Annotated in this window: 19 protein-coding genes and 1 other RNA gene; 6 read left to right on the top strand and 14 right to left on the bottom strand. The window is 48.9% G+C overall.

Translation table 11 applies throughout. The annotated features are described in order from the left end of the window. Window positions 1–147: 147 nt before the first annotated feature. Window positions 148–505, bottom strand: a transfer-messenger RNA (tmRNA) gene (ssrA, locus tag BUB27_RS07630). 127 nt (window positions 506–632) lie between these two features. Here ssrA and BUB27_RS07635 point away from each other — a divergent pair. Further along, window positions 633–2,210, top strand: coding sequence for a PQQ-dependent sugar dehydrogenase (locus BUB27_RS07635; protein ID WP_143183223.1), 1,578 nt, complete (start codon window positions 633–635; stop codon window positions 2,208–2,210). A gap of 53 nt (window positions 2,211–2,263) precedes the next feature. Here the strand turns inward: BUB27_RS07635 and dxs are convergent, their stop codons facing one another. The 5 genes from dxs to BUB27_RS07660 are packed head-to-tail and all read right to left on the bottom strand — an operon-like array spanning window position 2,264 to window position 8,861. Beyond that, a complete protein-coding gene (dxs, locus tag BUB27_RS07640; RefSeq protein ID WP_143183224.1) occupies window positions 2,264–4,165 on the bottom strand; it encodes a 1-deoxy-D-xylulose-5-phosphate synthase in 1,902 nt (633 codons plus the stop codon). After that, window positions 4,140–4,415, bottom strand: coding sequence for an exodeoxyribonuclease VII small subunit (gene xseB, locus BUB27_RS07645; RefSeq protein ID WP_143183225.1), 276 nt, complete (start codon window positions 4,413–4,415; stop codon window positions 4,140–4,142). The genes dxs and xseB overlap by 26 nt, the downstream gene beginning before the upstream one ends. A gap of 17 nt (window positions 4,416–4,432) precedes the next feature. Further along, window positions 4,433–6,217, bottom strand: a complete 1,785-nt coding sequence (locus BUB27_RS07650; protein WP_143183226.1) for an ArnT family glycosyltransferase — start codon at window positions 6,215–6,217, stop codon at window positions 4,433–4,435. A gap of 7 nt (window positions 6,218–6,224) precedes the next feature. Next, the gene (locus BUB27_RS07655) at window positions 6,225–7,649 is read right to left on the bottom strand and encodes a sigma-54-dependent transcriptional regulator (protein ID WP_143183227.1); all 1,425 of its coding nucleotides are present in this window, start codon (window positions 7,647–7,649) and stop codon (window positions 6,225–6,227) included. Between the two features lie 24 nt (window positions 7,650–7,673). Next, window positions 7,674–8,861, bottom strand: coding sequence for a two-component system sensor histidine kinase NtrB (locus BUB27_RS07660; protein ID WP_143183228.1), 1,188 nt, complete (start codon window positions 8,859–8,861; stop codon window positions 7,674–7,676). 12 nt (window positions 8,862–8,873) lie between these two features. On the opposite strand from BUB27_RS07660, the gene cutA reads away from it, so the two are divergent. Then, on the top strand, window positions 8,874–9,191 hold the full coding sequence (cutA, locus tag BUB27_RS07665) for a divalent-cation tolerance protein CutA (RefSeq protein ID WP_143183229.1): 318 nt from the start codon (window positions 8,874–8,876) through the stop codon (window positions 9,189–9,191). A 6-nt stretch (window positions 9,192–9,197) separates the two neighbouring features. Here the strand turns inward: cutA and BUB27_RS07670 are convergent, their stop codons facing one another. The 3 genes from BUB27_RS07670 to BUB27_RS07680 all read right to left on the bottom strand — a co-directional run bounded on the left by BUB27_RS07670 (window position 9,198) and on the right by BUB27_RS07680 (window position 11,040). Then, the gene (locus BUB27_RS07670) at window positions 9,198–9,704 is read right to left on the bottom strand and encodes a phage regulatory CII family protein (protein WP_143183230.1); all 507 of its coding nucleotides are present in this window, start codon (window positions 9,702–9,704) and stop codon (window positions 9,198–9,200) included. 200 nt (window positions 9,705–9,904) lie between these two features. Further along, entirely contained in the window at window positions 9,905–10,741 is an 837-nt protein-coding gene (locus BUB27_RS07675) for a helix-turn-helix transcriptional regulator (RefSeq protein ID WP_159434862.1), read from the bottom strand. Between the two features lie 68 nt (window positions 10,742–10,809). Further along, complete coding sequence (locus BUB27_RS07680; RefSeq protein WP_143183232.1) at window positions 10,810–11,040, bottom strand: ferredoxin; 231 nt, start codon at window positions 11,038–11,040, stop codon at window positions 10,810–10,812. 44 nt (window positions 11,041–11,084) lie between these two features. Here BUB27_RS07680 and BUB27_RS07685 point away from each other — a divergent pair, with 44 nt between their 5' ends. From BUB27_RS07685 to BUB27_RS07695, 3 genes are all read left to right on the top strand, one after another. Beyond that, window positions 11,085–12,008, top strand: a complete 924-nt coding sequence (locus tag BUB27_RS07685; protein WP_143183233.1) for a LysR family transcriptional regulator — start codon at window positions 11,085–11,087, stop codon at window positions 12,006–12,008. Window positions 12,009–12,085: 77 nt separating this feature from the next. After that, window positions 12,086–14,035, top strand: a complete 1,950-nt coding sequence (gene nadE, locus BUB27_RS07690) for an NAD(+) synthase (protein WP_143183234.1) — start codon at window positions 12,086–12,088, stop codon at window positions 14,033–14,035. Window positions 14,036–14,372: 337 nt separating this feature from the next. Continuing rightward, window positions 14,373–14,828, top strand: coding sequence for a Dps family protein (locus tag BUB27_RS07695; RefSeq protein ID WP_143183235.1), 456 nt, complete (start codon window positions 14,373–14,375; stop codon window positions 14,826–14,828). A gap of 82 nt (window positions 14,829–14,910) precedes the next feature. Here the strand turns inward: BUB27_RS07695 and BUB27_RS07700 are convergent, their stop codons facing one another. The 4 genes from BUB27_RS07700 to mutM form a co-directional block, all read right to left on the bottom strand. Beyond that, window positions 14,911–15,135: a hypothetical protein gene (locus BUB27_RS07700; protein WP_159434863.1), complete on the bottom strand. Its 225-nt coding sequence runs from the start codon at window positions 15,133–15,135 to the stop codon at window positions 14,911–14,913. Window positions 15,136–15,295: 160 nt separating this feature from the next. Then, the gene (locus tag BUB27_RS07705) at window positions 15,296–15,805 is read right to left on the bottom strand and encodes a DUF6515 family protein (protein WP_143183237.1); all 510 of its coding nucleotides are present in this window, start codon (window positions 15,803–15,805) and stop codon (window positions 15,296–15,298) included. Window positions 15,806–16,008: 203 nt separating this feature from the next. Next, window positions 16,009–16,470, bottom strand: a complete 462-nt coding sequence (gene rplI / locus BUB27_RS07710) for a 50S ribosomal protein L9 (protein ID WP_143183238.1) — start codon at window positions 16,468–16,470, stop codon at window positions 16,009–16,011. A gap of 161 nt (window positions 16,471–16,631) precedes the next feature. Then, a complete protein-coding gene (gene mutM / locus BUB27_RS07715) occupies window positions 16,632–17,447 on the bottom strand; it encodes a bifunctional DNA-formamidopyrimidine glycosylase/DNA-(apurinic or apyrimidinic site) lyase (RefSeq protein ID WP_143183239.1) in 816 nt (271 codons plus the stop codon). Between the two features lie 120 nt (window positions 17,448–17,567). On the opposite strand from mutM, the gene BUB27_RS07720 reads away from it, so the two are divergent. Beyond that, on the top strand, window positions 17,568–19,901 hold the full coding sequence (locus BUB27_RS07720; protein WP_143183240.1) for a hypothetical protein: 2,334 nt from the start codon (window positions 17,568–17,570) through the stop codon (window positions 19,899–19,901). Window positions 19,902–19,980: 79 nt separating this feature from the next. Here BUB27_RS07720 and BUB27_RS07725 read toward each other — a convergent pair whose 3' ends face one another. Next, a complete protein-coding gene (locus tag BUB27_RS07725) occupies window positions 19,981–20,829 on the bottom strand; it encodes a phosphatidylserine decarboxylase (RefSeq protein WP_234991708.1) in 849 nt (282 codons plus the stop codon). Window positions 20,830–20,942 lie beyond the last annotated feature (113 nt).

Genomic DNA, 20,942 nt, shown 5'->3' on the forward strand with positions numbered 1-20,942 from the left:
AAATCTAGCAGTTTTAAGTTGTTAGCCTCACTTCCTACAGGGGAGTGAGGCTTTTATGTGAGGGGTGGTTTTGGGAGGCTGTAGGTAAATCTTCTCACTTACTGAAAACATCAGGGCCGACACTCTCGGAGAGAACATCGGCCCTGATGGTGGAGGCGACGGGAGTTGAACCCGTGTCCTAAATGCCTTTCAGGCAAGCTTCTACATGTTTAGCTGTCAGGGTTGTTTTTAAGGAGGCGTCTGCCCGTCAGCCACTCGCGCTTCCCGATTATCCTGTTTAGTCTCGCCAATCGGCCCGGATACCCGGCTTCATGGCCAGCCTATTTAAGTAGTCGCGATCCCCCGTAATAGGCGTCTGGGTTCAGGCGTCGCCGTCAATTAAGCAGCGAGTGCGAGCTCGTTAGAGTCTGCAATTATTTGTTTAATCGGCTTTTTAAGAGGCCAACCGATTAACCTCTACATGCGGCGTTGCCCTCCAACATCCAGTCGAAACCAAAACGCCCCCACTAAAGTAGGCAAATTGCTTTCGCTGACACTGTCAGCGGGTTAGCTATGGGTAATCTGCACTTGGCTGACAAAAATTCAACCAGAATTTATTTGGAAAATAACTTTGATTAGACTAACTCGCGGCCATGCCTAATGCCTTCCCCAAAGGTCTACTATTAGTCCTAGTATATACAAGTGTTGCCGCAGTAGCTCAGGATTACTTCCCTGAACAAATTCCAGATAGTTCATTCAGCGTTCAGGTTGAAGATGTTGCTACTCTTCCTGATACTGACAATTTGCCGGCGCGTATTAATTTGGTGACGCAGGATAGTGAGGGACGATTGTTTGCCAATGATCAGCGTGGGGTCATGTATTTTATTGATACCGATACGGGGAGTACGAATGAGTTTCTGGACCTTAGAGACTATACAGAACTTGCGTTAATATCTTCTTCCGAGGCTGGTTTTCAAAGCTTTGCCTTTCACCCGGAGTACCACAAAGAAGGGAGCCCTGGGTACGGAAAAATCTATACCTTGTTGAGTTCGGGAAACACGAGTATCACACCGGATTTTGACCCAGGAGGTGAGGAGGCGTTTCATACAGTACTCCTGGAGTGGCAGATTGCAGATCCGGCTTCACTCAGCTTCACCCCTGCGAATCCAGGATCTCCTTACCGGGAGTTGATGCGTATCAAGCAGCCATACACGGGACACAATGGGGGGCTGATTGCCTTTAACTCGCATCATCAGTCGGGAGATGCAGAATATGGCAGCCTCTATATTGCAATGGGTGATGGAGGTGGTGCTAATGATCCTCAGGGAAATGCCCAAAATACCGAAAATCCATTCGGTGCGATCCTGCGTATCAATCCTCTCGGAAGTAATTCTGAAAACGGTAAGTATGGTTATGTCGCAACGAATGTCTTTGCATCGGATAATCAGGAATCCACACTGGCGGAGATCTACTGCTATGGCTTGAGAAATCCGCAGAGGTTCGGCTGGGATATCCAGTCTGGGAAGATGTTTATTGCGGACATCGGACAAAATGGTGTTGAGGAAATCAATGAAGGCCTTAATGGCGGGAACTTTGGCTGGGACATACGCGAGGGGAGTTTTGGGGATGAAGGAGACGGTGGCTCTGTGATGCTCGATCCTGTGGCCGAGTATGACCATGCCAACATGATCGCGGAATCTCCATCTATCAACAACAGAGCGATCACGGTAGGCGAAGTGGCGAGGGGGAGTTGCGTCACCGCTTTGGACGGCCATTTGTTACTCGGAGATTTCCCCACGGGAACTCTCTTTGTGCTCAATGTCGATCTTGACCCACTAGCCGGAGGCCAAGATGGTCTAAAGCAGCTTCATCTGGTCGATTCCAAAGGTTTGGTGGTCAGCTTTCTGGATATGATCAACGATGAGCGTGCACGGCGCTTCTTTGGGGAAAGCAATCGAGCGGACTTACGTTTTAGTGTGAATACTCCAGGCCGCTATTATCTCAGTAATAAAAAGGACGGCGTTATCCGCAGAATCGTGCCAGATCAGGATCCCAGCATTACTCTGGGGGCTGCTAGCGCTGGGGCTCAGGAAGCTACCGTCAACTATAATGGCTGCTTGCAAAGGAGTGATGACATGCTCACTTGGGAAGATGTGGTACCTCAGCCGCAGTCTGGATCCAATGTGCCCCTCAGCGAGACTTCCGGTTTTTTCAGGAGCGTTCTGAAATAAAAAATGCCCGTCTGAAAGAGACGGGCATTGAAAATGCTTGGGTATCGTGAGGCTTACTGGAGATGTCTCTGGATTTTCTTTAGAGCATCCTCTACGGTTAGACCGTGAATTTCTCTGAGAACCGGAACTTTACCGTGTTCTACAAATTCATCTGGCCAGCCAATGCGCTCCACATGTGTGGGGATATCATGGTCGTGCAGGAGTTCGATGATGGAGGCTCCAAAACCATTCATCAGTACATGATCTTCAAAGGTGCAAACTACCTTGGATTGGCTAGCGAACTTGGTGATCATGGCAGCATCCAGTGGCTTGATCCATCGTGGGTTGATTAAGGTGACTGAGTAGCCGAGAGCTTCAAGTTTGTCCTTGGTCTGTACCGCCATGTCGAACATTTCGCCAAGACCGATGAGGCAGACATCCGTACCTTCCTGCAGGAGTTCAGCCTTACCAATTTCCAGAATCTGTGGCTCACTCTTCGGTGTGGCACCGACTCCAGCTCCACGAGGATAGCGAATCGCTGTTGGGCCGTCATCGTAGTTGGCCATTGTCCAGAGCATGTCGACGAATTCATCTTCATCCTTAGGCTGCATGTGAATGATGCCAGGGACGTGGCGTAGATAGCCGATATCGAACAGACCGTGGTGGGTAGGGCCGTCATCACCGGAAAGACCGGCGCGGTCCATACAGAGGCGCACAGGAAGGTTCTGCAGGGCGATGTCATGGATGATCATGTCATAGGCGCGCTGCATGAAGGTGGAATAGATGGTCAAGAAAGGGCGCAGTCCCTCACAAGCGTGACCACAGGCGAATAGGGCCGCATGCTCTTCGGCAATACCTACGTCAAAGTAGCGCTCGTTGACCTCTTTCTTGAAAATGTCCAGTTTGGTGCCACCTGGCATCGCGGCGGTGATTGCCGTGATTTTTTCGTCTTTCTTGGCGAAATCGGTCAAGTGTCTGCCAAAGATTTCAGAATAGGTCGGCGTGCTTGCAGCAGCCGTGGTGCCGTCTTCGATCTTGTAGGCACCCAGGCCATGAAATTTCCCAGGATTGTCGAGTGCTGGTTTGTAGCCGCGGCCTTTCTCCGTAATGATGTGTAGAACGACAGGCTCCTCCTGTTCCTTGAGGTAGGAGAAGGTGTCGATCAGCATGTTGATGTCGTGACCGTCAACCGGGCCGAAATAGCGCACTCCAAATTTCTCGAACAAGACATTTGGCATGAGGAGGTTCTTGGCACCGCGCTCGATTTTGTGAGCGAATTGGCGCGCACCGTACCCTGCGATTTTCTCGACGATGTCAGCCGTTTTCTTGCGAACGGCAGAATAGGTGGAGCTGGTTTGCAGGTTGTTGAAATACTTGGCCATCGCCCCAACGTTCCGGTCGATCGACCATTCGTTATCATTGAGGACAACAATGAATTTTTTGGAGGTCTCGGCAATGTTGTTCAATGCCTCCAAGGTGGTTCCGCAAGTGAAGGCAGCGTCGCCAGCAACGGCGACAACGTTGTTTTTACCTCCTACGAGATCTCTGGCTGAAGCCATGCCCAGTGCGGCTGATACTGCCGTGCCAGCGTGTCCAGCACCGTAGCAGTCATGCTCGGACTCGGTACGGAGTAAGAAGCCGTTGAGACCTTTATATGTACGGATGGTGTGGATCTCTTCGGCTCTGCCAGTCAACATCTTGTGGACATAGCCCTGGTGGGATACATCGAAGGTGAATTTGTCTTCTGGGGAATCGAAGACGTAGTGCAGAGCGATCGAGAGCTCAACAACACCAAGGTTCGGTCCTAGGTGGCCGCCTGTGACGGAGAGGCGGGAAATCAATACATCGCGTATTTCCTGAGCAAGTAGGGGAAGATCTGTGCGGTTAAGCTTCTTAAGGTCTTCAGGTTGCTTGATTGTGGAAAGGAGTCGCGGTAGAGCGGGAACGTCGTTAGAAGAGTCGGATTTCATCGTCATCGGATGATGATGGTGTACTAGGTGATTTTGCTGCTGCTGGTTTCTCTCCTTTGGCAATAGTTTCAAGACGTTTTTTTGCTGATTCTAAAGTACTCTCGCATTGTGCGAGTAGAGAGGCGCCACGCTCGTATTGAGCGATCAACTCTTCAAGAGGGAGTTGATCGCTTTCCATACGATTGACGATGTCCTCGAGCTCTTGGAGCGATTTCTCGAAGCTCTGAGGTTCGTTTGATTGATCTTTTTTGGGCATGTCGAAAGCTGGTAACTTTATTCCTCCATATTGGGTGTGACCGCGTTACGCGAATAGTAGATTGATGGACGGAATAAGTTTTCGAGAATAATGGTGTGTTTGTAGGTGCCGTTGATTGGCGATATGAGTTTGCTTACAGTAGGGTTGCTGGCGAACAAGTCACGCGATTTTGACTGAGACATGTAGGCCATCCATGGTGAGTAGGCGATAGGGGACAAATCTTGGTTAACACGGAAACTGTCAAGGATATCTCCATCCTGATACGAAGCCATGGTGAAATGAAGTCCTGAAACTGGAGTTTGCTGCTCTTCGGCGATCGTTTCGAGCATTTCCAGCTGCTCGCTGTTCAAGGGCATCCAGATGCTTTGTCTGTCTGCGTACCATGCGATAGCCCACGGCTGATCGGATACGATGAGAGTATTTTCATCGGTAACATCAGCCAAATTACGGTTCAGGCTGACAGGGTTCACACCAATGGGGGAATTAGTGTTATCATGAGTTCTCGAGAGCAAGAATAAGGTGGAAATTAGTGGTCCAGCTGTGATGAGGACGACTACGGCAATGTGTAAGTTGCCCACTAGGCCTCCCTGCTGACTCAATGGTACACGAGCCCAGATGATACAGAGGAATGCTACTGCATAGGCTGCCATGAGTGGCATGAAGAGCATGTGTACTTGGTTGGGATCCACTGCTTCATCTCCGGCGCCATAGAGAGACATGCCAAAGGCGGCAAATACCCACATCAGGAGAATTCCCCAACGGAATTTTGAGATGCTGCTTCTCTTGAATGGATGGAACAGCGCCAAGAAGAATGCAGGAGCTATGACGAGCCCTCCTAAGAAGAAGTTGATGTAGCTTATCTGAGTTACAAAGCTACCTAGAATACGAAGATTCAAGCCCTTGATATTTAATGGAGGAATCTCCAGGCTACGCATGAAGTGGTCTCTTGATCCACCAGCATGGAGTGCATAAAAAGCTGTCCCCAGAGGGTTGTCACTGTGTGTCGTGTAATAGATGAGGGGGGCAACGATGAATAGCAGCATAATACCAATCAATGTCACCGCCACGACTCCTCGAGGACGGAAGTAGATGCAGGCAAATATAACATAGCCTACGAACATCCACAGGGTGATCCAGTGAGTCAGTGCAAGCAGGGCAAAGAAAAAGCCAGAAATGATGACTGGCAAGAAAGCCCTGCCCTTGGACTCCTGAATCTCGATTGCTCTCCAGGCCATGTAGAGTGCTGAAGAGAAAAGCATCAGCATCAGCATCTGGGGCAGACCAGACTGAGTGATCTGCCACATGTACTCACTGACCATCATGAGAATAGCGACTACCGAGCCAATTTTCTTGTCGAATATCCTGCTGATCAACAGGTAGTTTATTCCTATGGAGATAATGAAGAAGAGACTGCAGGTTACTGCGATCACACGGTCCAGTTTATACACAGTATCATTGGCAAGCATCCGGTAATTGCCTGCATCATCACCGCCAACCATCTTGATGACGCCTGCATAAACGAGTACATTGAGCGGTGCGTGATAAGTGTCGAACATGTGGTTCAAGTTCACTTTCTTATCAGAGGACTCCAGCTGTTGAATAGAAATAGGGCGCACCATCTTGGTGCTGAGTCCGTTACCACGAGCGACTTCACGGCCAATCTGAGCCTGATCGATACCATCTTTGTGAGACAGACCTCTAAATGAGAAGGTGGTATAGAGAAGGGTGATGCCGATGAGGAGTGCGAAGAAAATACCTCTCCGGGCTAGCTTTGCTCCATCAAATTGATTCGATATGCTCATTAGAGGGTTAGGCTTCTATTTCTTTGAGTTTTCGTTGCAAAGTGCGTCTGCTAATACCTAGCAATTCAGCGGCTGCAGTACGGTTGTCATTGGTATACTGCAGAGCTTTGCGAATGGTTATTTTTTCCAATGCATGCAAGTTGAATTCCGGCGAGTCGGCAAGGGTGTTTTTCAATTCATTTGAAAGATCACCAGAAGGCTCGTAAACGGAGGGGTCCGTTGTTAGATTGCCCAGCCCGCCAGTTTGGATAATAGAGGGTAAATGGCTGGCTTTGATCTGGTCATCATTGCTCATGACCACGCCATGCTCGATAGCTGTGCGGAGTTCACGAACATTTCCAGGCCATTGATAATGTTGGAGTAGTTGTAGTGCTTTGTCTGTTAGTGGTTTATTGGGTTTGCTGTTTTCCTCGGAGAACTCTTTGAGGAAAGCATTGGTTAACAAGACAATATCTTCAGTGCGACTACGGAGCGGGGGCATCTCAATTTTTACGACATTGAGGCGGAAAAAAAGATCTTCTCGGAATTCTCCCTTTGAGACCATTTTTCTGAGGTTTTTGTTTGTTGCGGTGATTACCCGGACATCGACTTTGATGGGGGTATTCGAGCCAACACGCTCAATGGTGCGCTCTGAGAGGACTCTTAATAATTTGACCTGTGTGGCTTGATCGATTTCACCGATTTCGTCTAAAAAGATCGTGCCGCCGTTCGCTTGTTCGAAGCGGCCAATCCTGCGTTGGCTGGCTCCAGTGAATGAGCCTTTCTCGTGACCAAATAACTCTGATTCAAGAAGCTGTGGTGATAAAGCTGCGCAGTTGACGGTAACTAACTTGTCCTGAGGGCGCCCACTGAGGGAGTGAATGGCTCTGGCTACGACTTCTTTACCTGTACCAGATTCACCCTCGATGAGAACAGTCGCTTTGGTTGGAGCGATCTGTGTGATCATTGAGTGAATTTGAGCCATGGCGGGAGAGCTGCCGATGAGCTTTTCCAGACCATGGGGTGTTTTGCCGGCTTGAGTACGCAGCTGGATGTTCTCTTCCTCAAGCTCCTTAGTTTTGCTCTCTAGTTGCCTGGAGCGCAATGCCCTACGGATCATCATTTCTACTTCGTCCAGATTGAGAGGCTTAGTGACGAAGTGCCAGGCGCCACGGTGCATGGCCTCTACAGCCGTGTCCACAGAACCATAGGCGGTCATCATAATGGCGATGGGAGGATCGGGGAGTGCCAGAGCTTTATCTAGGAGATCCATCCCACTGTCAGCGCCCATTCTGAGGTCGGTCAGCATGAGGTTTATTTTTTCCGACTTCAGGATGTTCATGGCCTCTCTGATGTCTGAGGCCACATAGCAATCAAAGTCGTCCTCAAGGGCCATTCTCAGGCCATCCCGGGTCGATTTCTCGTCATCTACGATAAGAATTGTAGGTTCCATATAGCTAGAGTCTTTGATGATGGGTTAGTTCTCCAAATCAATCAGGGGTGATGGTTCGGTGGTTTCTAGAAGTCTGAGATGTTTCTCTCTGCGCGGGAGGTGAATGGTGACGATGGTGCCTTTGCCTTCTTCGCTTTCGACTTCGAGTTCTCCTCCATGTTCACGGATGATTCGGCGCACAATCAAAAGGCCGAGGCCTGAGCCCGTTTTTTTCGTCGTACGGTAGGGTTCATAAAGTGCGCCCATGTGCTCAGGAGATATGCCAGAGCCATTGTCGCGGAAGCTCATGGTAACCTCGTAGTCGTTGTACTTAGAGAAAATCGTGAGAATACCACCTGAGGCAGGTAATGCCTGTGCGGAATTACGAATGATATTGTAGAAAGCCTGCTGCATTTGGTCCGGGTCGATATCCAGCAAAGGCATGGATTCATCCAGGTTGAGAGCGACTTGGGCATTCCTGCTGGATAATTCTGCCTCGAGCGTTTGAAGCGTGGTATGCAGGATGTCGTGTAACTGGCTCTTCTCTCGATTCACTGACGATGGGCGGACTGCATGCAGGAATTGTTTAAGGATGGAATCCAGCCGCCTGATCTCGCCTTGTGCTGTGTTGAGAAGGGCAGATAGCTCGTCCTGGTCACCTTTGGGGAGTTTACGTAGCTTGCGGCTCATCAATTGAAGATGAATATCCAGCGAATTTAGTGGATTGCCGATCTCATGGGCTACACCGGCTGCGAGAAGGGTAAGCGCATTGAGTTTTTCACTCTCAAGCATCTCTTCGGCCTCGCGTTTGGATTTGGTCACATCTCTGACCAGCATGACATAGCCCAGGTGCTGCTCTTCGGCTTCTACCAGCGAGTTGATGGGAGCCAGGTAGAAGTTTAGAAAGAGGTTCTCTGGGTAAAACACCTCCATGTCTCGGTTTACCACGCGGTCTGGTTTGGCTATCGACTGCCAATCGAGTCCTCGAATTGCCGAGCTGATGTGCTGACCGATGCATTTATTCGGGTCGAGGCCGAAGAAGCCGTGGGCTGCTGCATTGGCAAAGGTGATATGACCTTCGGGACTGATAATCAGCAAACCCTCTCTGAGGGCCTCGAATACACTCTCCAGGAAGCCTTTCTCTCTAATGAGACGGGAGACGAGGTTCTGCACTTCTCCGGGGGAAAAGCGGTCCAGGCGTGTGATTAGCTTGTCTAGAAAGCCGTCCTTCATATACTGCGAGGTATGAATGTTTTAGTGGTTCTTGTGACGTTTCCGGAGGAAAAGTGTGCGCGTCAGATTGGCACAGTGCTTATCGAAAAGCAACTCGCAGCCTGTGTAAATATCATTCCTGGGGCAGAGTCCATTTACCGTTGGGAAGGCAAGGTGTGCTGCGAGAAGGAGGTGATAGGTATTATCAAAACGACTGAAGATGCCTATCAGGCACTAGAGCATGCCTTGGTAGATCTGCATCCTTATGATGTGCCTGAGCTGATTGCTCTCAGGCCCGAGACAGGATCCCGGGATTATTTGAGCTGGGTGAGGGGGGAGGTGCTTTCGTAGCTAGACCTAATAGAGTGTTTTACGGACTGCCTCCATTTTCTCCGGTGCATCTTCGTCTTCATCCATTTGTTCGAAGTCGCCTTCTTCACAGCATCTCACGAAGCCTTCGGCATATCCTTTGAGCTTATCCCATACTTGACGGATTTCATTCGCTTCGTCTTGGGTGATCGAATTGTCCAGAGCTGCGTGTGAAATGCGAGCAAGCAAGTGAGAGAACTGGGAGACGATCTCAGTAGTAGCCGGCAGATATTGGAAGCCTTTCTGGCAATGACTCTCTGGGTTTCTAACAAAGTAACCGCCGCATTTTTCAGCTAAGTACTCAATGAGTGAGTTGTCCTCGGTCATCTCGTGCATTTTGACGACACGATCGAGAGGGTTACGGCTGCCGGAGCCAATTTCAGATTGCTCCTGAGCCCACTTGTATACGAGCGAGAGTGACACACCTAATTCAGAAGCGATTGCCTTGGGGGAGGATTGAGAAAAAGCTTTCTTGAGAACCTCGTGGGATTGCATGAAGTGAAGTGTGTCTTTTCGGGCGAAAGATACAAGATTGAAGTTAGTTGTGATTCAAATGTCGGTAGCCATGGAAGTCTTTTGGTGACTTGCATGGCTACCGGGGTGGTATTTGGGGGGATCGATTAAAATCAGATGGGGAGGAATTAGTATTTTTGGCTAATTTCTGAGTAGAGTATACCTTATCCGTTGGTCAGCAGTTACCCCTCGATCGAGGGGTAGGCATGCGTATTGATTCTAACATCCACATGCTTAATGGGATCGCGGTCTAGATTTCCTCTGTTGCTCATGCGTATGGCCCAGAGTGCGGCTTCCAGCCTGTTATGGGCTCCGATCTTCTGGAAGATGGATTTTAAATGGCCTTTGACCGTGTGGAGTCCAATTTGTAGTAGAATGGCTATTTCATCATTGGATTTCCCTTCAGATAGCCATGTGAGGACATCAGCTTCCCGGGGAGTTAAGCCGCTCGCATACAAGGCGTCAGGGGATACTTGTTTGTCTTGTTGGTCTGCCAACGAAAAAACAAGAGAGCGGGCATTGGATAGGTGGGTTTGGCACAAATCAAGCAATGCACGTTCTTCAACGGTGAAATCCTGAGACCCCATGCGTTCGATGCCGAAGAAAGCGATCTCTTGTTGATTGCTTGGGACATGAATGGCGCAATGTGAATCGACTCCAATTTTGGTATAGACTTCAGAAAAAATATCTAGCTCTCGGAATTCCCGGCGGCTGTAGAAATCTTCCCTATAGAAAGGTTTGCCTGAGTTTACTTGAGGGTCCCAGCGAAATAACGGGTACTGACCCATGAGTTGACCAAAAGCCTCCATGGCTTCTGGGAAGTCACTGACGCTTTCACTGATTTCTAGACTAAGTTGTTCATTCTTTAGGTTGAGAGATCCAAAAACGATAAACTCAGAGGGAATGATACTATTTAAGAATTCATAGCACTTACGCTCATAATTTCTGATGTTGAGATCTGCTTGGTAAAGCTTGGCAACTGCTTCATTGAAATGTTGGAGGGTAGAATGACGAAGCATGATTATTATCATGATAATTATTTTGAGAAGTTACAAGACGGTAGCTGAATAATTGTGAATGATGGGACTTATCCATCACAGCCAATGGATTCAGTCGGGCAGCATTCCATGGCTTCGATCGCCAATCTTAGTTCATCTGTATTGCTGGGTTGTCGATAAACGTAGCTAATACCTTCTTCATCATCTCGACGAAAGATGTTGGGTGCTGTTTCTGGACATAAACCGCAGTCAATACAGCTATAGTCATTGTAAAATTTACCGGGAACATTGAGTGGGGCCTTGTCTTGTTTATTTGCCATGTATCAATAGATAGCTGATCCTCTATATTTCTTTTATTGCAATCATGTGGTTTATTTTTGCATTATACGCATTAATGCGTGAGGGGCTTGATATAAATTTACAGAGTTTGAGGCTGATTAGATTAGTTGCAGAGTGTGGTGCTATTACTGCTGCAAGTGCTCAGGCAGGTTTGTCACCCAGTAGTATATCACGCCATATACAGGCGGCTGAGGCTAGACTGGGTTTTAGAGTTTTTGATCGGACTACACGTAAAATCCAGCTGACGGAAAAAGGCTTTACTCTACTCCGTGAAACCCAGGTTATTCCTCATGTATTGGACGAAGCTTTGAGGAGGATTAGGGAGCTAGATGAAAGTCGGTTAAAGGTGTGTATTTCAACTGGGCTGACAACATCACATATTGCTGGCATATTCCATGCTTATCAGAAGATGGATACTGGCCAGAAATTGGTGTTGTCCCAGATGTCAGGCGAAAATGTTTTACGAGGTACGGTAGCGGGGCTCTATGACCTGGGTATTTTGACTGGCATGAATACCATTCCGAGTGAAGTGGAGGTTTGTCACCGTATTGAGGATGTCTTTGTAGCGATCACAAATGAAAGTGATGATCTTCCCTATGAAGGTGTAGCGGGTTTTAGAAAGTGGGCTGCAATCCGGGATTGGCTCCTTCCAAATGATACGAGTACTACTCGACGGGTGATCGATGATTGGGCTTTAACTTTGAGGGTTAGGTTAAATGCTCGTACCGAACTTGAAAACTTTGACTTAATGGGGCAACTGGTAGGCATGGGCATGGGTGTAGCTCTGGTTCCTCGTCGAGCAGTAGGACTAATGAGTCAGAGAAAAAAATTGAAAATAGTTTCTTTGCCTAAAGTTCTTAAGCGCGAACTAGTGGTCATACGCCGAAAGTCGAACCAAGTCCAAGATGGACAGAAAGAATTTCTAAATAAGATTCTGTTTTCAACATAGTGTTGATGCTGGCCGTCATATACAAAGTCCAGTGTAGACGCCGGGGGGATGTTGTGGAACCATATTTGAAGTTAGATATGAAGACCATCCACGTAGCCGCTGCGAGTGTTAATCAGATCCCTCTGGATTGGGAGGGTAACTTGAGTCGAATCCTCAAAGTGATCGAAGAGGCCAGAGGGCTAGGGGTGAGCATGTTATGTCTCCCTGAACTCGCGTTGACAGGTTATGGCTGTGAGGATGCTTTCATGATGCCCAATACCGTCGAGAGGGCGGAACAGATGTTGGGAGCTGTAAAGGCCGCATCTGAGGGGATGGTCATCGCTGTTGGTTTGCCATGGAGGCATCATCATACGATGTTTAATGTAGCGGCAGTTCTGGCAAATGGTGAACTGCTTGGCCTGGTCGGTAAGCAGCATTTGGCAGGTGATGGTTTGCACTATGAGCCTCGATGGTTCAGTGAATGGCCTCGAAACGAGGTGGTGGTGACCACTTGTCTGGGGCAGGAAGTCTTACTGGGTGACCTCATGTTTGAGGTGGGAGGGATTCGCTTTGGCTTTGAGATCTGTGAAGATGCCTGGAGTGCTGATCGCCCTGGTAGTGCACTTTCTGCTTATGGTCTCGATTTTGTCTTAAATCCTAGTGCCAGTCATTTTGCCTTTGGGAAGCAGCGATTGCGTGAACGCTTTGTCAATGAAGGGGCGAGAGCCTATGGCTGTGCTTACATCTATGCCAATTTGCTGGGTAATGAATCAGGACGTGTAGTCTTTGACGGTGGTCCGATGATTAGTAACGCAGGAGATCTGGTGAGTTATGGTGATAGATTTAGCTTCAAGGATCATACCCTAATCACCGCCAATGTGGATGTGGAGGTGAATCGTACCAAGCAGGTCGCCACAGCGAGTCGTCGTGTGGAGGTCAGTGATCATGTAGGGCTTGTTCAGAGTTACTGGGAATTACCTGCGGATCATAAGGCGCCGAGTCCTCATGTGGATAGGCCTGAATGGTCAAAAGAGGAGGAGTTCGCTCATGCCATCGGCTTGGCTTTGTTCGATTACATGCGAAAGAGTTATTCCCGTGGTTTTGTTGTCTCTCTTAGTGGGGGAGCAGATTCCTCAGCAGTCAGCTGTCTGGTTAAAATTGCTCTGGATCTGGCGCTGAGTGAACTAGGTGAAAACGGGGTTCGTGAGAGACTCCAATACATGCAGCTTTCCGAGTCGTCAGCGGATTGGATGAAGGCGCTTCTGGTGTGTGTATATCAGGCAAGTAAGCACAGCGGTGATGCTACGGAGCAGAGTGCCGAGGAGTTGGCCAAGTATCTCGGGGCTGAATACCAAATTTGGGAGATCGCAGATTTGGTGGAGGGATATACCAGTATGGTAAGCAAAGGTCTGGGGAGAGAATTGACCTGGGAAACAGACGATGTACCTCTTCAAAACATCCAAGCCCGAGTGCGTGCACCTGGTATCTGGATGTTGGCCAATGTCCGTTCAGCCCTGCTCTTGGCTACGAGTAACCGCAGTGAAGCTGCGGTAGGTTATGCTACCATGGATGGCGATACTTGTGGGGGGCTGAGCCCTGTCGCTGGTATCGATAAAGCCTTTCTCCGGGAATGGTTAGTCTGGCTTGAGACTGTGGGAAGTGAGCGCATCCAGCAGGTGCCTGCGCTGAATTACGTGAACAACCTTCAGCCCACGGCGGAACTTAGGCCGGCTGATCATGGTCAGACGGATGAAGGAGACCTGATGCCTTACCCTGTATTGGATGCCATTGAGCGAGCTGCGATACGGGACAAGCGAGCCCCTCAGGATGTCCTTACTCTCATGGGAGACCGCTTTGATCAATACGAGCACGAGCAACTTAAGCAGTGGGTCATCAAATTCTTCCGCTTGTGGTCACGTAACCAATGGAAGAGGGAGCGCTATGCGCCTAGTTTCCACGTGGATGATGAAAATCTTGATCCCAAGACCTGGTGTAGATTTCCGATTCTATCAGGTGGCTTCCAGAAGGAGCTTTCTGAGCTACAGTAGAGATACCCGCACTGCGTTTCGATACAGCACGGGTATCAATGGGGTAGGCAACGCAGCCTAACACACACGATGGACCAACCGCAGGCACCGCATTCTGTGGCCTCAGATCCAGCTCATCCACCTTGGCATTTGAGCAGGCACGTAACTCTCTACGTCTGATGTGCCACGACACTTGGTACCATACCGTTGACGATGGTGAGTATGCCGCGTGCTGGTTATTTCAACTATTACAAAGCAGGGGATCTTTTGTAAGGTGTTCTTGATAGTTTGGTAGACTCTATGTCCTGCTAGGAGAGAAATTATTTTGGATATCAGATCATGTATGTTAGAATGAATTATGTCTGATAATAAAAAGAAAGATGTAGTCGGAGCTTTAAGGCAGGTGGTGGCTGACAGCTATGCTTTACTGGGTCAGACGCACCTTTGTCACTGGAATGTGCGTGGTCCAGGTTTCTTTGCATTACATGCCGCTTTTGAGCAACAGTACACTGAACTGTTCACTGCTGTGGATGAAATAGCCGAGCGTGTACGGGCTCTGGGAGCGCTGGCACCGGGCGGACTTGGTAATCTAGCTCATATGTCTGGGATGAAAGAGCTGCGTGAGGATGCCTCTGCTGAGGAAATGGTGAAGCATTTGGCTTATGCCAATGGCAAAGTAGTGGAAAGTCTAGCGGAGGCTAGGGATCTGTCTGCCGAGGCTGACGATTCTCAGAGTGAAGATCTGATGATAGCGAGAATCCAGGTCCATGAGAAAACGATCTGGATGCTTAGAAGCTATCTTGCAGCTGGCTAAAATAAGGATGCAATAGTAATGATAACCAAAGTCGTGTATACAAGATGCACGGCTTTTTTTGTGGTTCGGAAACTGATGTTAATCAGCGTATGGCTCTCACAGCGCTGGAGTAGGGGTTAGCTACTCGGTAGTAGCTGCTGCCTGAGCGTTTGTAGTAGACGCCGCCTTTCACGTAATACTGCTCTCCATGTACGATGAGGCCTTGCATGGTGGAGCTGCTACCATAGGCGGAAGGGCTGCCGTAGTATGGTTGGTTCGAGGTCTCACAAGAAGTGATGCCTAGAATTACAGCAGTGAGGCTGATCATTGTTGTCCTGAATAAGTCCATGATATTTGGTCGCTTGTTGGATTTCAGGGGGGATGGTAACTATAGCATGAAACTGCGTGATGAGATACCTCGTATCACAGAAAAAGCCGCGCTGGGTGAACGCGGCTCTGATTGTTGATCGTTGGAATCTATCTGGAATTTAGTACCTGGAGTATGGGCTACGTACGGGATAGTATCTGCCCCGGTCGTAGCGGTAGTATTGGTTACCACGTACATAATAGGTCTGGCCTCTGACGATGACTCTTTTGTAGCTCGGATGATGGTGCGCTCTTGAGTGGTAGGGGTTCGAGACGCGGTCATAGTGTCCATTGTGGCGTTTGTAATACACGCCATTTCGTACATAATACACCTCGCCGCGGACAACGACTCTGCGATAGGCTGAGTGATGGTCATGGTGGGAGCGACGATGAGGATCAGAGATGCGGTAGTACCGTCCATTACGATAATCGTAGTAAACATCACGGTGACGGTAATATTTTTTACCGCTTACATGCACGACACTGTATCCAGGGGGGAGGCTGTTAATGTATCCTGAGCCACCGTAGTAGCCAGGTCCGCCTGAGTAGTATGGGTCGATGGGGACACAAGAGGATAGACCGGCTAATGCAGTAGCCGCTGCGAGTGAGAGAGTGATCCAATGTTTTTTCATCTTAGTGTAGTTTGGTTTGCTGGGTGATCTGGATGATGTATCACGCATCATTTAGACGAGGCAGATAGTTCATCTATTCAAAGAGACTGCTGGACGATCACGATTTATTATAACCTAGAACCTAATACCGGGTAGAAGAAAATTTAAGGCACAAAAAAGGCTCTCCTAGTGGAGAGCCTGGAAAAATGGTCTGGAAGATCGACTTAGGCTTCTTCGCCAGACTCGATAGTGATAACGAGGTTGGCAGAAACGTCTGAGTGAAGCTTGATTTCAACGGTGGATTCACCGGAAGTCTTGATTGGGCTCTCAAGCTGGATGCTCTTACGGTCGATAACGATGCCTGCTTCTTCGAGCTTCTTGTGAATGTCGATGGAAGTAACAGAACCGAAAGCCTTACCGCCTTGACCGATTTCAAGGGTGAAGCTTGGCTTGAACTTCTTGATCTTAGCAGCAGTAGCCTGAGCATCTGTAAGTTCAGCAGCTTCACGCTCGGCACGTGCAGCCTTGAGTTCTTCAGTGTGCTTAAGGTTTTCCTCAGTAGCTTCAAAAGCTTTACCTTGTGGGATGAGGAAGTTGCGAGCGTAGCCAGCCTTAACTTTTACAACGTCAGCTTCAGCGCCGAGGTTGTCGATCTTAGTACGGAGAATAACTTCTGTTGTAGCCATGAGAAAAATTGGTTTGCCGTAGCGGGAGGCGATTCATTAGGTGGCTCTGGCATTAGAGTCAAGTGGGATTTTCCAGAAACCTCCTAAAATAAAGGGTTCTGAGGTTTTTAGGCCATAAATAAGAAAATTAAATAGTCCAAGGTGCCTAATCATGATGATTTTCATCTCTGGCATTTGGGGCAGTAGAAGGTGGATCTCTGACCTAGGACAATCCGTTTGATGGCAGCCCCGCATTGCCTACAAGGCTCTCCCTCGCGATCATAGACTTCAAGTTGTTGCTTGAAGTAGCCAGGCTGGCCATCGGAGTTCACAAAGTCTCTCAGGGTGGTGCCTCCTTGGGTAATGGATCGTTCAAGAACGGTTTGGATGGCTTGATGTAACTTGGTAAGGCGGCTTTTACTAATGCGTCCTGCTGACCTTGTTGGGTGGATCCCGCTCATGAAGAGTGATTCACAGGCATAGATGTTACCGACCCCGACCACATGATGATTATTCATGATATGCAACTTGATGGCCGTATTGCGTCCTCTGGTGGACGCATAAAGATAGTCTGCTGAAAATTCCTCACTGAGAGGTTCTGGCCCAAGATCTTTCAGTAATGGATGACTCTCCACGTTGCCTTCGACCCAGAGTATGCAGCCAAAGCGGCGCGGATCATGGTATCTGAGTTCAAGCTCGTCCGGTAGGTGGAAAATGACATGGTCGTGCTTTCTGATATCGCTGTCAGCACCACAGATCCGCAGGCTGCCGGACATGCCCAGATGAATCAGGATATGCCCACCGGACTGGGTATCCAAAATGATGTATTTCGCCCTGCGCCTCACTTGGGTGATGACCAGTCCTGTGGCTGAGCATATTTCAGGGGAGACGGGCCATCTGAGTCTCTCTTCTCTCACATCGACCCTGGAGATGGTTTTGTTCGTTAAAAATGGCGAAATTCCCCTACAGGTGGTTTCTACTTCTGGCAGTTCAGGCATCGTTTGAGAGGATTAACGATGGTGTAAGGGCATTTGTCCAGTATTTGGCGGCCCTGTTATAAACACTCATTTAATTTGGAATTGAACGTAACTCGGCCACCCTATAACAATAAATTCACTATGAAATGCCGAAACTACTTCATTCTACCTCTTGTTGCCGGGACGTTCAGTTTCGTTTCTTGCGATAAGAAATCAGATGAAACCCAAGCTACTGATATGGATTCAGGTTCAACAACTGTGGCTAGTGATTCTGTCGAGACTGTACCTCCAGTGAATGAGGTGGTGAAAGAGAACGCCAAGGAGGTAGAGGATGAGGTCCAGAAAGCTGCAGAGGAGTTTGCCGAAAAAGCGAAGGAAAAGGCGGAAGATCTCGTTAAGCCTCTAGTGGAGGGGACTGTAGAGCAATTGGCGCAACAGGCGGGCTTTGCACAGTATGTGCCGCAGGGAGCCTCTTCTTATTTTGGTCTTTATGATGGTGCTGAAATGGTGAAAAAGCTGAGAGCATCCAAATTAGGGGTGTTGCTTGAGGAGTTGGCAGAAGAAGAGGGGGAAAGTCTCGATGATGTCGCAAAAGATCCAGATTTTCAGCAATTCGCGACTATTGCTGGAGAAGAGATGTTCCTGGCCGTTGGAGAAGGTGGTCCTGAGCAGACGACTAACCTGGTCGAACTGGCGGATACGCTAAACTTCCATCAATACAAGTTTTACGTAAAAATGATGGAGGCTCTCGTGAATGGCAAGAGCCTCTTTGAGAACCCGGAGGACTTTGAGCAGGATAACTATCTCTTCGATACGATGAAGCATGAAGGGATTCTCGAAGTCTTTGAGAAATCCAGTATGCCTGCTATTTATCTGGGTTTCAAAGTAAGTGACCAAAAGAAGCGCGCAGCCCTGCTTGGGCAGATTCAGGGATGGACGACAGAGATTCTTGATGAGCAAGATGTAGCTCTATTAACCGCAACGGAGTCCGATCTGGGCGATGGTTTTAAAGGGGTAACTCTTGAGGGTGGATTGCTGGCCGAGCAGATTACAGGCGACGTCGAGGAAATGCTTCACAAGAGAGTGGGTAAAGAGCTTACAGAGAAATACAAAAAGATCATCGCCAAGAAAAACTGCGTGATGATGGCGGGCTCCTTCAAAGATTATATTGTGATTTTCATGGGTGACTCCAAGGAGCAGCTTAAGTTTGCGGAATCACCATCACAATCGATTCTGGTGAATAAGGATATGGCCTTTGCCAAGAAATTTGCGGATAAAGATCTGCTTGGCTTGATCTACTCATCTGAAGATTTACAGAAGGCATCAGTGGGGAAATCAAGCTCACTGGGGACAATGGCTCTCGGAGTGAAGGCCGGCTTGGAAGAGGCTGAAGGCTTTGGAGATACCAGAGTCCTGGAATTGTTACTCGAAGATCTAGCGGACTGCGAGAAGGCTGTTTTATCCATGGAGAAGGGGGCTCGCCTAGGAGCTGTGGCTTATCTAGAGGATGGCTTTAAGTTTGAGCTCTTCGGGGGGAGTAATGTGCCTTCACAGGATTTCACCACAGGTAGAGCTCTGGCATCCATGACAGAGGGAGATGACGTGCTCTTTTCCGCCAATTGGGTGTCTAATCCAGTCTATATGGAGAGATTGATGGAGTACACGGACTCATTGGGGGCCACATCTTATCACTTGGCCAAGCAGGTGGTTGAAATGGATGTGGAAGATCAGGACTTCAGAACCTTCTCCAGTAATTTCCAGATGTTTGACGGCATGTTACGTGAAGATCTGCTTCAAGTCTGGAAAGCGCTACGTGTCGATCTGGCCAAGGGGCTGGGGAGCGAGTCCGCCTTGGTTGTCGATATCAAAGGGACGCTGCCAACGATTCCTGGTATACCAAAGCCGCTTCTTGAGAACGGTACGGTACCGCGTATCAGCTATGTATCCACAGTCGATGACCGGCAAAAGGTGGGTCAAAGCTGGGATAAGCTCAACGTGTCAGTGGAATCCATCCTCGCTAAGATTTCACAAATGACCGGGAAAAATATCCCGATGCAAAAGCCGTTCAAGAGCACCAATGAGGGGCTCACGAGCTACACATTTCCGATTCCATCAACTCATCAGAACTGTACTCCAGCTGCTGTAGTCAGTGATGAATTGTTCTTCCTGACAAGCTCTCCGGATTTCTCGACTGAGCTCTCCAAGAAGTACGATAAATCCAAGCTCGCAGATCCCGGTGCCACAATGACCCTGGACTTTGAGGTTCTGCAAAAATGGGCGCAGCAATGGTACGATCTGGTAGATAAGCATGGTGAAGAGTTCATGAGTGAGTCTGAAATGGACGACTTCAATGAGGAGGTGAAGCCTCAGGTGGACAAACTTTTCAAAGCCATGGATGAGCTGGATCACCTCAAAATCCACACTCGTATGGAAGAGGGTGAATTGAGGAGTTCCCTGCACCTCAAAGTGAAGTAAGCTTCCCGAGTTGCATTAAGATCACAAAAAAGCCCTGACCTTATCTGGTCAGGGCTTTTTCTTTTTAAAGAGAAGTTTTCTACATTGGGGTTCCCATCGTGTCGCCAATTCTGGCGTAGATCTCTCGCTGCTCGGAGGAGTGCTCCAGTAGGTCTTGAGCTAACTGGATCTTATTAGGCTGAAAGATCGTGATGGTGGATGAGCCACCGAAGGCAAAGTAGCCCTTCTCGGCACCTTTTTCGACAGCTTGGCCGGCTTGGTAGGTCTGATGAATAGAGCCTACACAGGTGGCCCCGATTTCCTGGATGAGGACTTTGCCAAAAGCTTCAGTTTCCAGCACGGTACGCGTGCGTTTGTTTTCCCACATGTAAGCAAGGCGCTGGCGCAGCGCGATTGGTGATACGGAGAACAGCGGCCCCTCGATGGTGGTGCATGCGCTCGGCACCCCAGCGCAGGGGAAGTGAAAGCGGTGGTAGTCCACTGGGCAGAGGCGTGAGAGAATCAGGGTGCCACCTTTGAATTCCTCATACAGCTCATCGTCAGCAATCAGTGACCTGAGATCCCACTGTTGGCCTTTTAGGAAGACGCCTTGGACTTCCTCGGCATTCTCAAAGCCAAGGTGACGGCCGTCAGCTGGGAAAACCGCAGCAGATTCGTGGATGGGCCTAGCTTCAGGCTTGAGCTTGCGATAGAAAAAGTCGTTGAAGTGGCCGTAGCTGTCAGCGGAATCGAGAAACTCGGATTCATCCAGTTGGTACTGCTGGATGAAAGGTGCAATCTTGGCCTTTGTGGAGGCTTGGTTCATCCGCCAGCCATACCATTTCGAGAAAAATGGACGTTTGACGAAGCTGTGGAGGGCGATTTTGCCAAGTGGATTGCCATAGGCCCATTTCAGGAAAGATTCCCCGTAGACCTGCTCGGTTTCCATGCTACCTGTGTAGCGATTATAGTAAGTAATGGGCGTCACGCCGCGTAGTGTGGCTGACAACCGGGGAATTGCAATGCAGAGGAGATGAAATTCTGCGTCAGATCCCTTGCCGA

Source organism: Rubritalea squalenifaciens DSM 18772 (assembly GCF_900141815.1).
In the GTDB taxonomy this organism is placed as follows: domain Bacteria; phylum Verrucomicrobiota; class Verrucomicrobiia; order Verrucomicrobiales; family Akkermansiaceae; genus Rubritalea; species Rubritalea squalenifaciens.